This window comes from Streptomyces crystallinus (assembly GCF_039521265.1).
Classification (GTDB): domain Bacteria; phylum Actinomycetota; class Actinomycetes; order Streptomycetales; family Streptomycetaceae; genus Streptomyces; species Streptomyces crystallinus.
This window is the reverse complement of record NZ_BAAACA010000006.1, coordinates 36,871-49,479: the sequence shown is the minus strand read 5'-3', so window position 1 is coordinate 49,479 and position 12,609 is coordinate 36,871. Positions and strand designations below refer to the sequence as shown.

13 protein-coding genes are annotated in these 12,609 nt (G+C 73.4%); 7 read left to right on the top strand and 6 right to left on the bottom strand.

Going from position 1 to position 12,609, the window contains the following annotated elements:
* Window positions 1-119: 119 nt before the first annotated feature.
* Both ABD236_RS04135 and tuf read right to left on the bottom strand, forming a co-directional pair.
* A complete protein-coding gene (locus tag ABD236_RS04135; protein WP_344070212.1) occupies window positions 120-959 on the bottom strand; it encodes a patatin-like phospholipase family protein in 840 nt (279 codons plus the stop codon).
* A 75-nt stretch (window positions 960-1,034) separates the two neighbouring features.
* Window positions 1,035-2,204 (bottom strand): elongation factor Tu, encoded by a 1,170-nt coding sequence (gene tuf, locus ABD236_RS04130; RefSeq protein ID WP_344070210.1) that lies wholly within the window; start codon window positions 2,202-2,204, stop codon window positions 1,035-1,037.
* A 380-nt stretch (window positions 2,205-2,584) separates the two neighbouring features.
* Between tuf and ABD236_RS04125 the strand changes: the two genes are divergently transcribed.
* The gene (locus ABD236_RS04125) at window positions 2,585-3,352 is read left to right on the top strand and encodes a TVP38/TMEM64 family protein (RefSeq protein WP_344070208.1); all 768 of its coding nucleotides are present in this window, start codon (window positions 2,585-2,587) and stop codon (window positions 3,350-3,352) included.
* A 120-nt stretch (window positions 3,353-3,472) separates the two neighbouring features.
* Window positions 3,473-4,351 carry an undecaprenyl-diphosphate phosphatase gene (locus tag ABD236_RS04120; RefSeq protein ID WP_344070206.1) on the top strand — a complete coding sequence of 293 codons (879 nt, stop codon included), beginning with the start codon at window positions 3,473-3,475 and terminating at the stop codon, window positions 4,349-4,351.
* A 41-nt stretch (window positions 4,352-4,392) separates the two neighbouring features.
* Here the strand turns inward: ABD236_RS04120 and ABD236_RS04115 are convergent, their stop codons facing one another.
* A complete protein-coding gene (locus ABD236_RS04115) occupies window positions 4,393-5,181 on the bottom strand; it encodes a crotonase/enoyl-CoA hydratase family protein (protein WP_344070204.1) in 789 nt (262 codons plus the stop codon).
* 110 nt (window positions 5,182-5,291) lie between these two features.
* Between ABD236_RS04115 and ABD236_RS04110 the strand changes: the two genes are divergently transcribed.
* Entirely contained in the window at window positions 5,292-5,774 is a 483-nt protein-coding gene (locus ABD236_RS04110; RefSeq protein WP_344070202.1) for a nuclear transport factor 2 family protein, read from the top strand.
* Window positions 5,775-5,925: 151 nt separating this feature from the next.
* The gene (gene lnt, locus ABD236_RS04105) at window positions 5,926-7,530 is read left to right on the top strand and encodes an apolipoprotein N-acyltransferase (protein WP_344070200.1); all 1,605 of its coding nucleotides are present in this window, start codon (window positions 5,926-5,928) and stop codon (window positions 7,528-7,530) included.
* Here the strand turns inward: lnt and ABD236_RS04100 are convergent.
* Window positions 7,454-8,359: a Gfo/Idh/MocA family protein gene (locus ABD236_RS04100; protein ID WP_344070198.1), complete on the bottom strand. Its 906-nt coding sequence runs from the start codon at window positions 8,357-8,359 to the stop codon at window positions 7,454-7,456. The two genes, lnt and ABD236_RS04100, sit on opposite strands and share 77 nt — an antisense overlap.
* A gap of 144 nt (window positions 8,360-8,503) precedes the next feature.
* Here ABD236_RS04100 and ABD236_RS04095 point away from each other — a divergent pair, with 144 nt between their 5' ends.
* The 3 genes from ABD236_RS04095 (at window position 8,504) to ABD236_RS04085 (ending at window position 10,159) form a co-directional block, all read left to right on the top strand.
* A complete protein-coding gene (locus tag ABD236_RS04095; RefSeq protein WP_425543814.1) occupies window positions 8,504-9,025 on the top strand; it encodes a DinB family protein in 522 nt (173 codons plus the stop codon).
* 99 nt (window positions 9,026-9,124) lie between these two features.
* Window positions 9,125-9,574, top strand: a complete 450-nt coding sequence (locus ABD236_RS04090; RefSeq protein WP_344070196.1) for a hypothetical protein — start codon at window positions 9,125-9,127, stop codon at window positions 9,572-9,574.
* Window positions 9,575-9,676: 102 nt separating this feature from the next.
* Window positions 9,677-10,159 (top strand): hypothetical protein, encoded by a 483-nt coding sequence (locus ABD236_RS04085; RefSeq protein WP_344070194.1) that lies wholly within the window; start codon window positions 9,677-9,679, stop codon window positions 10,157-10,159.
* 72 nt (window positions 10,160-10,231) lie between these two features.
* Here ABD236_RS04085 and ung read toward each other — a convergent pair whose 3' ends face one another.
* Entirely contained in the window at window positions 10,232-10,915 is a 684-nt protein-coding gene (gene ung / locus ABD236_RS04080; protein WP_344070192.1) for a uracil-DNA glycosylase, read from the bottom strand.
* Between the two features lie 108 nt (window positions 10,916-11,023).
* Window positions 11,024-12,568, bottom strand: a complete 1,545-nt coding sequence (locus ABD236_RS04075; protein WP_344071181.1) for an ABC transporter substrate-binding protein — start codon at window positions 12,566-12,568, stop codon at window positions 11,024-11,026.
* Between the last annotated feature and the right edge of the window lie 41 nt (window positions 12,569-12,609).

Genomic DNA, 12,609 nt, shown 5'->3' with positions numbered 1-12,609 from the left:
CCATTGTGGGGGACGCCGGCCGCCCCGCGGGGAGGGCGGTGTCCTCGGGTGCGGGCCATCGCCGGCTGGTCGCGCAGTCCCCCGCGCCCCTCGAAGGGGCGCCCCGCGGGTCCGCTCCACTACCTCCAGAGTTCGGCCACCGCCGCCGCGTGTGCGGCGGCCTGGGTGCGGCCCGCACGGGCCGCCGGGGCCCGGCGCGACGGTTCCAGGGAGTTGCGGCCGAAGGACCGGCGGGCCGCGGCGTCGGGGGTGATGAGTTCGACGCGGGCGCCCGCCGCCACCAGCTTGGCCACCTGGGTGCGCGGTGAGTCCAGTGGGCCGCCGCCGAGTGCCAGCGGCGCGAGGACCAGGACCCGGTCGTACCCGGCCGCGAGCTGCGCGTTGGCCGGGGAGTGCACACCCCCGTCGATCCACCGGCGCCCCTCCACCGTGACGGCCGGCCACACCCCGGGCACCGCACAGCTCGCGGCGACCGCGTCCACCAGCTCCACCCCGCTGTCCCCGTCGAAGATCCGCAGCTCGCCGGTGTCCGCCGCGACCGCCGTGATGTCCAGCCGCCGCGCGGGCCACTCGTGCGTCACGAGGCGTTTGGCGATCACCTCGCGCCGGGCCGCCTCCGACCCCGTGGCCCCGGCGAGCGCCACCCGGCCCAGCTTTCTGCCGTACTCCTCGGGCGTACGGGAGGTCAGCGCCGCGCGGGCGAACCGGAAGACGGCGGCCGGGCCGAACTGGGCCGGGATCTCACCGTCCGGCCGGGCCAGTTGACGCTCGTACAGCTCCAAGAGCCCGATCCGCCCCGAGGTGATCTGCGCGGCGACCACCGAGCCCGCCGAACTGCCGACGACCAGCTCGGCGCCGGTCACGTCGACGCCCGCCTCGGCGAGCCCGTACAGCATGCCGATCTCCCAGCCCACGCCGGTGATCCCGCCCGCGCCGAGCACCAGTGCCGTGTCTCCCATGCCCGCAGTGTGACGGAACGCGCCGGACCCGCCGCCCCCGGGGGTGCCGGGGGCGGCGGGCCGTTCGGGCGCCGGTCAGAGCAGGCCGGTGACCGTCCCGGCGCCGACCGTGCGTCCGCCCTCGCGGATCGCGAAGCCGAGACCGGGCTCCAGCGGGGTGTCCCGGCCCAGCTCGACGGTCATGGTGACCGTGTCGCCGGGCCGCGCCACGCCCCTCTCGCCGAGGTCGATGTCACCGACCACGTCCGCGGTGCGGAGGTAGAACTGCGGCCGGTAGCCGGTGGTGACCGGGGTGCTCCGGCCGCCCTCGCGCGCCGACAGGACGTACACCCGCGCGGTGAAGCGCCGGCTCGGGGTGACGCTGCCGGGCGCCGCGACCACCTGGCCGCGCCGCACCGCGCCGCGCGGCACCCCGCGCAGCAGCAGCGCCACGTTGTCCCCCGCCTCGGCGGACTCCATCGGCTTGCCGAACGTCTCCAGGCCGGTGACCACCGTCTCCACCCCCGCGCCGAGCACCTCGACCCGGTCGCCCACGCGGACGGTGCCGCGCTCGACGGCGCCGGTGACGACCGTGCCGCGGCCGGTGATGGTCAGCACGTTCTCCACCGGCAGCAGGAACGGCGCGTCCGTGTAGCGGACCGGCATCGGCACATAGGTGTCGACGGCGTCGAGCAGCGCCTCGACCGCCGCCGTCCAGCGCGGGTCGCCCTCCAGCGCCCGCAGCCCGGAGACCCGGACGACGGGCACCGAGTCGCCCCCGTACCCGTGCGCCGAGAGCAGGTCGCGGACCTCCAGCTCGACCAGGTCGGTCAGCTCCTCCTCACCCGCGTCGGCCTTGTTGAGCGCCACCACGATGTGGTCGACGCCCACCTGGCGGGCGAGCAGCACGTGCTCGGCGGTCTGCGGCATGATCCCGTCGAGCGCGGAGACGACGAGGATCGCCCCGTCCAGCTGGGCGGCGCCGGTGACCATGTTCTTGACGTAGTCGGCGTGCCCGGGCATGTCGACGTGGGCGTAGTGGCGGGTGTCGGTCTCGTACTCGACGTGCGCGATGTTGATGGTGATGCCCCGCTCGGCCTCCTCCGGCGCCCGGTCGATCCGGTCGAAGGGCACGAAGGTGCCGGTGCCGCGCGCGGCGAGGACCTTGGTGATGGCGGCGGTCAAGGTGGTCTTGCCGTGGTCGACATGGCCCATCGTGCCGATGTTGAGGTGGGGCTTGGTGCGTACGTACGCCGTCTTGGGCATGGCTGTGTCCCTGTGTGTCCCTGCGAGGAGGTGGGACCCCTGAGTCCGGCCGACCCTCCCCCTGCGGGGTCCGCCGGTCTCTCCGGGAAGGGTCAGCTTCGAGCGCCGTCGAGCAGCGCCGCGGCAACGGTGACAGGCGTTGCGACCAGGGCAGCCTTCGGCGCGTCCGCGACTGCGGACGGCGCTGCGGGGAAGGCGTGCCGGAACATGTGGCCGATCATGCCCCGGCGCCGGGCGGGCGTCGAATGGTTTTCGGTGGCGCGGAGTTGGGCGCTACCCAGGGGGTTCTTGGGGCCCGAGGGGCGCTGTTCACCTCGTATACGGCCGTAACGCGACGCCCGTTACGGCGATCACATGCCCGCGTCGGTTAGTCTCCCCGGATGCTCGACGACGTCGCCCGCCCGTCCGCCGGGCTCGCCGTGCGCTGCACCAGGGCCCTGTTCTCGCCCTGGTCGCGCCTCGCCCTGCTGGTGCTGGTGCTCGCGGCGGCCGCCACGACCGTGCTGCTCCTGGAGCCGCAGCGGCTGCTCGCCGACGGCTGGCCGCACCGGCTGAGCGGCGGCGCCGCGGTGGTGCTGTTCGCAGTGGCGTACGGGCTGTGCACCGCCGCCTTCGTACCCCGCCCCCTGCTCAACCTGGCCGCCGGCGCGATCTTCGGATCGCAGGCGGGGCTGCCGTCCGCGCTGGCCGGCACGGTGCTCGGGGCCGGGATCTCGTTCGGGCTCGGCCGGGTGCTCGGCCAGGACGCGCTGCGGCCGCTGCTGCGGGGCCGCTGGCTCAAGGCGGCCGACGGCCAGCTCAGCCGGCACGGGTTCCGGTCGATGATGGCGATCCGACTCTTCCCCGGGGTGCCGTTCGCGGCGGCCAACTACTGCGCCGCCGTCTCCCGGATGGGCTGGCTGCCGTTCCTGCTGGCGACGGGCCTCGGCTCAGTGCCCAACACGGCGGCGTACGTGGTCGCGGGCAGCCGGGCCGCGTCGCCGACCTCACCGGTGTTCCTGGTCGCGATGGCCTTCATCGCGGTGTCGGGGCTGGGGGCGGCGGCCGTGGCGTGGCGCAAGCGGCACCGGCTGGGCGGCGGCGCGACCGCCCCGGGACCGGGGACCGCCGGTGCCGACGGGGAGCCCGCGCCCGACCGGACCGCATAACTTCCCCTTCATCCGGGGCCTGTACGCTGCCCTGCGACCGGCCGTCGATCAGACCATCACACCGGCCGTCGGCTCGTCGTGCCCGCAACCGTCTTCAGCACCCGGGATGGCCCACGCCCCATGTCTTGGTTCGAATCGTTCATCCTCGGGCTCGTCCAGGGACTGACGGAGTTCCTGCCGATCTCCTCCAGCGCGCACCTCCGCCTCACCGCGGCCTTCGCCGACTGGCAGGACCCGGGGGCCGCGTTCACCGCGATCACCCAGATCGGCACCGAGACGGCCGTCCTCATCTACTTCCGCAAGGACATCGTCCGGATCATCTCGGCCTGGTTCCGCTCGCTCACCGACCGGGGGATGCGCGCCGACCCGGACGCCCGGATGGGCTGGCTGGTCATCGTGGGCTCGATCCCGATCGGTGTGCTCGGCATCGTCCTCAAGGACCAGATCGACACCACCTTCCGCGATCTGCGGGTCATCGCCACCACGCTGGTCGTGATGGGCGTGGTCCTCGGCGTCGCCGACCGGCGCGCCGCCCGGGACGAGGCGGGCGGCCGCCACCGCGCGGCCAAGCAGCGCAAGTCGCTCCAGGAGCTGAGCGTCAAGGACGGCCTGGTCTACGGGATGTGCCAGGCCATGGCACTGATCCCGGGCGTCTCCCGCTCCGGCGCCACGATCAGCGGCGGTCTGCTGATGGGCTACACCCGTGAGTCCGCGGCCCGCTATTCCTTCCTGCTCGCCATCCCGGCGGTGCTGGCCTCCGGCGTCTTCGAGCTGAAGGACGCGGGCGGCGAGGGCCAGGCCCCGATGGCACAGACGCTGTTCGCCACGGTGGTCGCCTTCGGTGTGGGATATGTCGTGATCGCCTGGTTCATGAAGTTCATCTCCAGCAAGAGCTTCATGCCGTTCGTCGTCTACCGGATCGTGCTCGGCATCGCCCTGTTCGCCCTGGTCGGCGCGGATGTGCTCAGCCCGCACGCGGGCGAGCTCTCGGGCAGCTGACCCCCGGGGCCGCTCGGAGCAGGGGGTTCAAAGCCGGGCCCTCACTCCCCGAAGGCCCCGTGCCGCCCCGCACCGCCCGCGAACCGCGCCGCCCCCTCGGCCGCCCGCTCCAGCGAGCGCAGGCCGTGCGCGAGTTCGCCGCGCAGCGCCTCGGGCTCCGGCAGCCCCTCCTGTTCGAGCAGGGAGAGCCGGTCCTCGCGCAGACACAGCCGGGGGAACGCGGCGATCTCCGCCGCCAGCTTCTCGGCGGCGGCGCGGGCCGTGCCGTTCGGCACCACCCGGTCGGCCAGACCGATCGCGAGCGCCTCGGCCGCCTCCACCGGGCGGCCGGTCAGCACCAGGTCCATGGCCCGGCCCGCCCCGATCAGCCGGGGCAGCCGTACCGTACCGCCGTCGATCAGCGGCACGCCCCAGCGGCGGCAGAAGACGCCGAAGACCGCGTCCTGTTCGGCCACCCGCAGATCGCACCAGAGCGCCAGCTCCAGGCCGCCCGCGACCGCGTGCCCCGAGACCGCCGCGATCACCGGCTTGGTGAGCCGCATCCGGGTCGGTCCCATGGGGCCGTCGCCGTCCTCGGTCACCGTGTTGCCCGTCGGCGTGCCGATCGCCTTGAGGTCGGCTCCGGCGCAGAACGTGCCGCCCTCGCCCCACAGCACCGCGACCGCCGCCTCCTCGTCCGCCTCGAAGGCGCGGAAGGCGTCGGCGAGCGCGCGGGCGGTGGGCCCGTCCACGGCATTGCGCGCGTGGGGGCGGGAAAGCACCACGGTCGTGACGGGGCCGGTGCGCTCGCTGCGGACGGCGGGGCGGGCGGGTTCGCCGGATACGGTCATGGCGCCCACGGGTAGCACGCGCCGCCGCGCGCCGACAAGAGCGGGCGCCCGGGGGCCATGGGGCCGTCGGGGCCCTTGGCCGCTCGCCGCCGCTGCCCGACACTGAGGCGATGACCCAGCGTGTGGAACTCGCGACCGTGATGGACCGCCTCGCCATCGATGAGATCGTCACCGGCTACGCCGCCGCCGTCGACGACGCCGACTGGTCCGCGTACGGGGAGCTGTTCACCCCCGACGGGCGCGCCGACTACCGCGCGGCGGGCGGGATGGAGGGGCCGGCGGCGGAGGTCGCGGCCTGGCTCGCGCAGACCCTGCGGCTCTTCCCGGTCCGCCAGCACCTGATCGTCAACCGGCTGCTCACCCTCCAGGACCTCGGCGGCTATCCGGGCGACCGGGCACGGGTGCGGGCCGACTACCTCAACCCCATGCGGTTCGGCGCGCGGGACGACGGCGACGGGCCGGTGGCGCCCAACTTCCTCTCCGGCGGCCGGTACACCTTCGCGCTGCTGCGCGGCGACGCGGGCTGGCGGCTGCGCGAGGTGACCGTGCACGAGAAGTGGCGGCATGTGTCGGGGGCGCTCGGCACGACGTGAGCGGGCGTACCGGAGCGCGGCGGGGGCAGACTCGCCCGGTGTGCGGCCCGGTCGGGCGCGGCCGAACGCGTCGTCGCAGGCCGAGGGCGCACACTAGGGGACACGCTCGGGCGGAAACCACCGCTGACGGGCGGGGCGAGGAGGGCGCGGGATGCGGGTTCCGGTCGGGCTGCGGCACCGTCTCACGGGGCTGCGCCAGCTACTGATGGTGTCGCGCTGGTGGCGCGGCACGGCGGCCGTGCTCGCCGGGGCGCTCCCGGCGCTGGCGTTCCCGGCGCCCGGGCTGTGGTGGTTCGCCTATGTCGCCCTGGTGCCGTGGCTGCTGCTGATCCGGTCGGCCCGGGACCGGCGGCGGGCCGCGCTGGACGGCTGGCTGGGCGGCACCGGGTTCATGCTCGCGGTGCACCACTGGCTGATGCCGAGCCTGACCGTCTTCATCGTCGTGCTGGCCGCGCTGCTCGGGCTGCTGTGGGCGCCGTGGGGTGTGCTGGTGCGCTCCACGCTCGGCGGCCTCGGGGAAGGCAGGCCCTCGGCGCGGCGGGCCACGGCCGCGCTCGCCGTGCTGCCCTCGGGCTGGCTGATGGTCGAACTGGTCCGCTCCTGGCAGGGCCTTGGCGGCCCGTGGGGACTGCTCGGCTCCAGCCAGTGGCAGGTGGCTCCGGCGCTGCGCCTCGCCTCGGTCGGCGGGGTCTGGCTGGTGAGCCTGGCGGTGGTCGGCGCCAACGTCGCCGTGACGGTGCTGCTGGTCTCCCGTCCGGCGCGGACGCCCGTGATGGCCGCGCTGCTCGCGGCGGCCGTCGCCGCCGGGGCCGTGTGGGCGTGGGCGCCGCGCCCCGAAAAAGCGGGCCGGGTGCGGGTCGCCGTCGTCCAGCCCGGTGTGTACGAGGGGCCGGACGCGCGCTTCGCCCGCAGCGAGGCCCTGACCCGGTCGCTGGCGGGCCGGCACGTGGACCTGGTGGTGTGGGGCGAGAGCAGTGTCGGCTCGGACCTGACGGCCCGCCCGGACCTGGCGGCCAGGATCGCCTCGCTCTCCCGGGCGGTGGGCGCGGACATCCTGGTGAACGTGGACGCCCGCCGCGCCGACCGGCCCGGCATCTTCAAGAGCTCGGTCCTGGTCGGACCGGACGGGCCGACGGGCGACCGCTACGACAAGATGCGGCTGGTGCCGTTCGGCGAGTACATCCCGGCCCGCTCGCTGCTGGGCTGGGCCACCTCCGTGGGCAAGGCCGCGGGCGAGGACCGGCGCCGTGGCTCGTCGCCGGTGGTGATGACCCTGCCGGACGGGCTGCGGATCGGCCCGCTGGTCTGCTTCGAGTCGGCGTTCCCCGACATGAGCCGCCATCTGGTGCGCGAGGGCGCCCGGCTGGTCGTCGCCCAGTCCTCGACCTCGTCGTTCCAGCACAGCTGGGCGCCCGCGCAGCACGCCTCGCTGGCCGCGCTGCGCGCCGCCGAGACGGGCCGCCCGGCCGTGCACGCCACGCTCACCGGGATCAGCGCGGTGTACGGCCCGGACGGCGAGCGCGTCGGCCACTGGCTGGGCACCGAGGCCAGCGCGGCCCGGGTCTACGACGTGCCGCTCGCCGACGGCAGCACCCTCTACCTCCGGTTCGGCGACTGGGCGGTGTACACGGCGCTGCTCGTGGTCGCCGTGTACTGCGCCCTCACCGGCCGGCGCTCGCTCAGGAGGCCTGCTCCAGAGCCTCCCGTACCACCCGCTCGCACAGCTCGTGCGTCGCAAGAGCGTCCCGTGCACTGAGTGTCTTCCCGGCCCGTACGGCGTCGAGGAAGGAGTGCACGGCCTGCTCGATGCCGCGCTGGCGGGCCACTGGCACCCAGTCGCCGCGCCGGCGCAGCGTCGGCTGGCCCTTGTGGTCGACGACGTCGGCCAGGTTGAGCACCTGCCGCTTGGTGTCCTGCCCGGAGACCTCCAGGACCTCCTCGGTGGAGCCGTTCATCCGGTTCATCGTGCCGATGGCGGTGAAGCCGTCGCCGGAGAGCTGGAGGACGACGTGCTCCATCAGGCCGTCGCGGATCCGGGCCCGCACCACCGTGTGCTCGACCGGCCCCGGTGCCAGGAAGCGCAGGGTGTCCACGACGTGGATGAAGTCGTCCAGCACCAGCGTGCGCGGGTCCTCGGGGAGGCCGACGCGGTTCTTCTGCATCAGGATGAGCTCGCGCGGGTGCTCGGCGCACTGCGCGTAACCGGGCGCCAGTCGCCGGTTGAAGCCGACGGCCAGGCTCACCCCGCGCTCCTCGGCGAGCTCCACCAGCCGCCGGGAGTCGGCGAGTTCGTACGCCAGCGGCTTGTCGACGTACGTCGGTACGCCCGCTTCGAGCAGCCGGGTCACGATCTGCGGGTGCACGGCGGTCGGCGCGTGCACGAAGGCCGCGTCCAGGCCCTGCGCGAGGAGCGCGTCGAGCTCGGTGTGGCGCCGCTCGAGCGGCACGTGGTGGGTGTCGGCGACTCTCGCGAGGGTGGAGGGGGTGCGGGTCTGCAGATGCAGCTCCGTTCCCGGCAGGGTGGTGAGGACCGGCAGATAGGCCTTCTGCGCGATGTCCCCGAGTCCGATGCAGCCGACCTTCACGAAGTCTCCTGTCGCCGTCCGGCTTCCTGCTTCCTTGCCTGGTCAGCATACGTGGGCCGAGGGTGCCGCCGACCGGGGTGACGAGCGGGGCCGGGCCGCGATAACCCGTGGCGCGCACGGGTGCGATCCGTGAGGATGGCCGCCATGACGACTGCCGAGACGCCCGAACGCCAGGAACCCGCCCTCGACGCCGATGAGCTGTCGATGCTCGTGGGGTGGCTGGAGTACCACCGAGAGACCCTCGCCCTCAAGTGCGCGGGGCTCACCGACGAACAGCTCAGGACCCCTTCGATGCCGCCCTCCGGGCTCACCCTGATGGGTCTGGTGCGGCACATGGCGGAGGTCGAACAGCACTGGTTCAGCAATGTCTTCGGCGGTGAGCAGGGCGCGCCGCACTACTTCACCGACGAGGACCCGGACGGCGACTTCCACGTCGGGCCCGAGGACACCATCGAGGAGGCGCTCGCCACCTGGCGCGGCGAGATCGCCAAGGCCCGCGCCCACGCCGAGGGGCACTCCCTGGACGACCTGAGCACCGGGACCTCCCGCGGCGGCAAGCACTTCAACCTGCGCTGGATCTACACCCATATGATCGAGGAGTACGCGCGCCACAACGGCCACGCCGACCTGCTGCGCGAGGGCGTCGACGGCTCCACCGGCGACTGACCGGGCGCCGCCGGGCGTCACCCCGCGCCGTCACTCGTGCGGGCCAATCCCGGCCCGCACACGCGCGCAACCGGCCCCGCACCCAGCAGAGTTGAGCAGGTGCATCGAACCCGAACCACCGCGCGACTCCTCGTCGGGATGGCCGCCCTGGCCGCCTCCGGATGTGTCACCGTCCAGCACGGCCCCGCCCCGGGGCCGCCCGCGGCGCCGCCCCGGCCGATCAGCGGGCAGGCCGACCGCGAGGTCCGGCCGCAGATCGTCCAGGCCCCCGTCCGCGAGGCGCTGGAGGCGGCGCTGCCGCCCACCCCGGCGCCCCGCCCCACGGCCCCGCGCTCCGCCGTCCCCGTACCGCGTCCACGCGCCCATCTGGCGCCGCCGCATCCACATCCGCATCCGCGCCCGCACCCCGTGCCGCACCCGGCCGTGCCCGAGGTGCCCACTCCCCCGCCGTTCATCGGCGACGACGTCTGCGACCTGGGCCGGTCCTTCGGCGGCTGGCGTCCGGACAGCCCGGAGGCACGCATCTGCGAGGGGGCGTACGGGAAGTAGCGACAGGCCGGGGCCGCGCCCGAGCCTCAGCCCGATTGTCGGTGCGGGCGGCTAGCGTCGGGCCGACGGGATGCGTACGACAGGCTCGCGGAGGCCGCAGTGATGGAGCAGCAGGAGGCGTCGTCGGAGGACGTCGTCATGACCCGGATCGGGCAGGCGCTGATGCTCCTGCACGGCGGCGACCGGGAGGAGGCGCGCAACCGCTTCGGCGCCCTCTGGGCGGAGATCGGGGAGCACGGCGACCCGCTGCACCGCTGCACGCTGGCGCACTACATGGCGGACGCGCAGGACGACGCGGGCGACGAACTGGCCTGGGATCTGAGGGCCTTGGCCGCCGCCGACGGCCTGGGCCGCCTGGGCCAGGACCGGCTCGACGCGCACCATCCCTCGTCGGCGGTCCGTGCCTTCTACCCCTCGCTGCATCTGAACCTGGCGGCGGACTATGTGAAGCTGCACCGCCCGGACGCCGCCCGCGTCCATCTGGACCGGGCGCACGCCGCCCTGGACGCGCTCGCGGACGACGCGTACGGGAACGGGATCCGGGGGGCGCTCGACCGGCTGGAGCGGCGGCTGGAGGGCGCCTGAGCACCCGCGCTCAGCCGGGCCAGCCGCGCCTGCGGGCGCCCGCGACCCCCGTGGCGCGGGCGCCCGACCGGGTCAGCCCAGGTCCGGGATGCGCCAGTCGATCGGCTCGTGGCCCTGGGCCGCGACCGCCTCGTTGATCTGGGTGAAGGGCCGCGAGCCGAAGAACCGCTTGGCCGACAGCGGCGAGGGGTGGGCGCCCTTCACCACGATGTGCCGCTCCTCGTCGATCAGGGGGAGCTTCTTCTGCGCGTAGTTCCCCCAGAGCACGAAGACGGCGGGGTCCGGGCGGGTGGCGACCGCGCGGATCACCGCGTCGGTGAACTTCTCCCAGCCCTTGGCCTTGTGCGAGTTGGCCTCGCCCTCGCGGACCGTGAGCACCGCGTTGAGCAGCAGCACGCCCTGCTCGGCCCACGGCATCAGATAGCCGTTGTCCGGCACCGGGTGGCCGAGCTCCTCCTTCATCTCCTTGTAGATGTTCCGCAGCGACGGCGGGGTCTTGACGCCCGGCCGCACCGAGAAGCACAGCCCATGGCCCTGGCCCGCGCCGTGGTACGGGTCCTGGCCGAGGACCAGGACCTTCACCTTGTCGTACGGAGTCGCCTCCAGCGCGGCGAAGACCTCCTCGCGCGGCGGATAGACCGGACCCTTCGCCCGCTCCTCCTCGACGAAGTCGGTGAGCTCCTTGAAGTAGGGCTTCTGGAGCTCCTCGCCGAGGACGCCGCGCCAGGACTCGGGCAGCATGGCGATGTCGGTCACGTCAACAACCTCCGTGGGACGTTCGGTTCCCGCACCCTGCGGTGCGAGATACCGAAAAACCTACCGGCCGCCACTGACAACGCCCGCCACGCCCGGGTCCCGGGCCTCCTACCAGCTGGTCTTGCGGTGCAGCTCCCACATGCACATGACCGTCTGGGGGTCGATGGCCCGCTCGCCGCCGGCGATCTCGTCGCTGGCCGCCACATAGAGCTTGCCCTGCCACAGCGGCAGCAGCCGCACATCGTCGGAGAGCACGTCCTGGGCCCGCTCGAACTTCTTGCTGACCGCGCCCCGGTCGGAGACCTCGCGGGTCTGCGGGATCAGCTGGTCGGTGATCTCCTTGGGCTCGTACGGGGTGCCGACCGCGTTCTCCTTGCCGACGAAGGGCGCGATGAAGTTGTCCGGGTCGGGGAAGTCGGGGAACCAGCCGCGCCCGAAGACGGGGTACTCACCGGCCTGCATCCCCTGGGTGTAGGACTTCCACGGCCGGCTCTCCAGGGTGACCTTGAACAGCCCCGAGGCCTCCAGCTGCCGCTTGATCTCGGCGAACTCCAGGGCCGTGGACGAGCCGTACCGGTCGGTGGTGTACCAGAGGGTCAGCGGCACCGGCTCGGTGATCCCGGCCCGGCGCAGGATCGCCTTCGCCTTGGGGACGCTGGGCGCGCCGAAGGTGTCGAAGAAGCTCACGGTGTGCCCGGCCACGCCCCTGGGCACCATCGAGTACAGCGGCTCGGCCGCGCCCTTGTAGACCTTGGCCACCAGCGCGTCCCGGTCGACGAGCTGGGCAACCGCCCGGCGTACGGCCGGGTTGGCGGCGAGCGGGTCCTTGGGGTTGAAGACCAGGAAGCGGATCTCCGTGCCGACCGTCTCGACCAGCTGGAGCGGCTTGCCCGCGGACTTCTCGTTCTGGACGTCCACCACCTCGTCGGCGGTCAGACCCCGGTAGGTGACGTCGATCTGCTTCTTCTTGAGGGACTCCACCATGTCGCCGGAGTCCTTGAAGTAGCGGATCGAGACGGCGTCGTTCTTGAGCTGTGCGAACCCGGCGTAGTGGGTGTTCTTCTTCAGCTCGGCCCGGTCGCCCGCGTGGAACGACTCCAGGGTGTACGGGCCGGAGCCGGTGAGCCCGCCGTCGTCGCGCAGCGCGTTCGCCGGGTAGTCGCGGGGGTCCACCAGGGACATCGCGGGCGCGCCCAGCACGAAGGGGAAGGTGGCGTCCGACTTGTTCAGATGGAAGGTGACCGTCCGCTCGTCGTCGGCGGTGACCCGGTCCAGGCTGGTGAGCAGGCCCTTGGGGCCCGCCTTCACATTGATCTTCACAATGCGGTCGATCGAGTACTTCACGGCCGCGGCGTCGATCTTGTCGCCGTTGGAGAACACCAGGCCCTTGCGGAGGGTGCACTGGTACGTACGGCTGTCGGAGTCCTTGAACTTGCAGCTCTCCGCCGCGTCCGGCTGGGGCGTGCTGCTGCCCGTCGGGAAGGACAGCAGGGTCTGGAAGACGTTGCGGAACAGCTCCCAGGAGCCGTCCCAGGAGGCGGCCGGATCGAGGGTGCTCGGCTCGCTCACCGTGCCGACCTTGATCGTCTGATCGGCCTCCGAACCGCTCCCGGAAAGCAGTCCGCAGCCGCTCAGCAGGGCCAACGACGACATGGACGCAAGGGCCGCGGTGGTGCGCAGGCATATGGTCCGGT

Bases quoted from the DNA above. Each gene is read 5' to 3' on its own strand.
- ABD236_RS04135 (WP_344070212.1), bottom strand. From the start codon at position 959: ATGGGAGACACGGCACTGGTGCTCGGCGCGGGCGGGATCACCGGCGTG.
- tuf (WP_344070210.1), bottom strand. From the start codon at position 2,204: ATGCCCAAGACGGCGTACGTACGCACCAAGCCCCACCTCAACATCGGC.
- ABD236_RS04125 (WP_344070208.1), top strand. From the start codon at position 2,585: ATGCTCGACGACGTCGCCCGCCCGTCCGCCGGGCTCGCCGTGCGCTGC.
- ABD236_RS04120 (WP_344070206.1), top strand. From the start codon at position 3,473: ATGTCTTGGTTCGAATCGTTCATCCTCGGGCTCGTCCAGGGACTGACG.
- ABD236_RS04115 (WP_344070204.1), bottom strand. From the start codon at position 5,181: ATGACCGTATCCGGCGAACCCGCCCGCCCCGCCGTCCGCAGCGAGCGC.
- ABD236_RS04110 (WP_344070202.1), top strand. From the start codon at position 5,292: ATGACCCAGCGTGTGGAACTCGCGACCGTGATGGACCGCCTCGCCATC.
- lnt (WP_344070200.1), top strand. From the start codon at position 5,926: ATGCGGGTTCCGGTCGGGCTGCGGCACCGTCTCACGGGGCTGCGCCAG.
- ABD236_RS04095 (WP_425543814.1), top strand. From the start codon at position 8,504: ATGACGACTGCCGAGACGCCCGAACGCCAGGAACCCGCCCTCGACGCC.
- ABD236_RS04085 (WP_344070194.1), top strand. From the start codon at position 9,677: ATGGAGCAGCAGGAGGCGTCGTCGGAGGACGTCGTCATGACCCGGATC.
- ABD236_RS04075 (WP_344071181.1), bottom strand. From the start codon at position 12,568: ATGTCGTCGTTGGCCCTGCTGAGCGGCTGCGGACTGCTTTCCGGGAGC.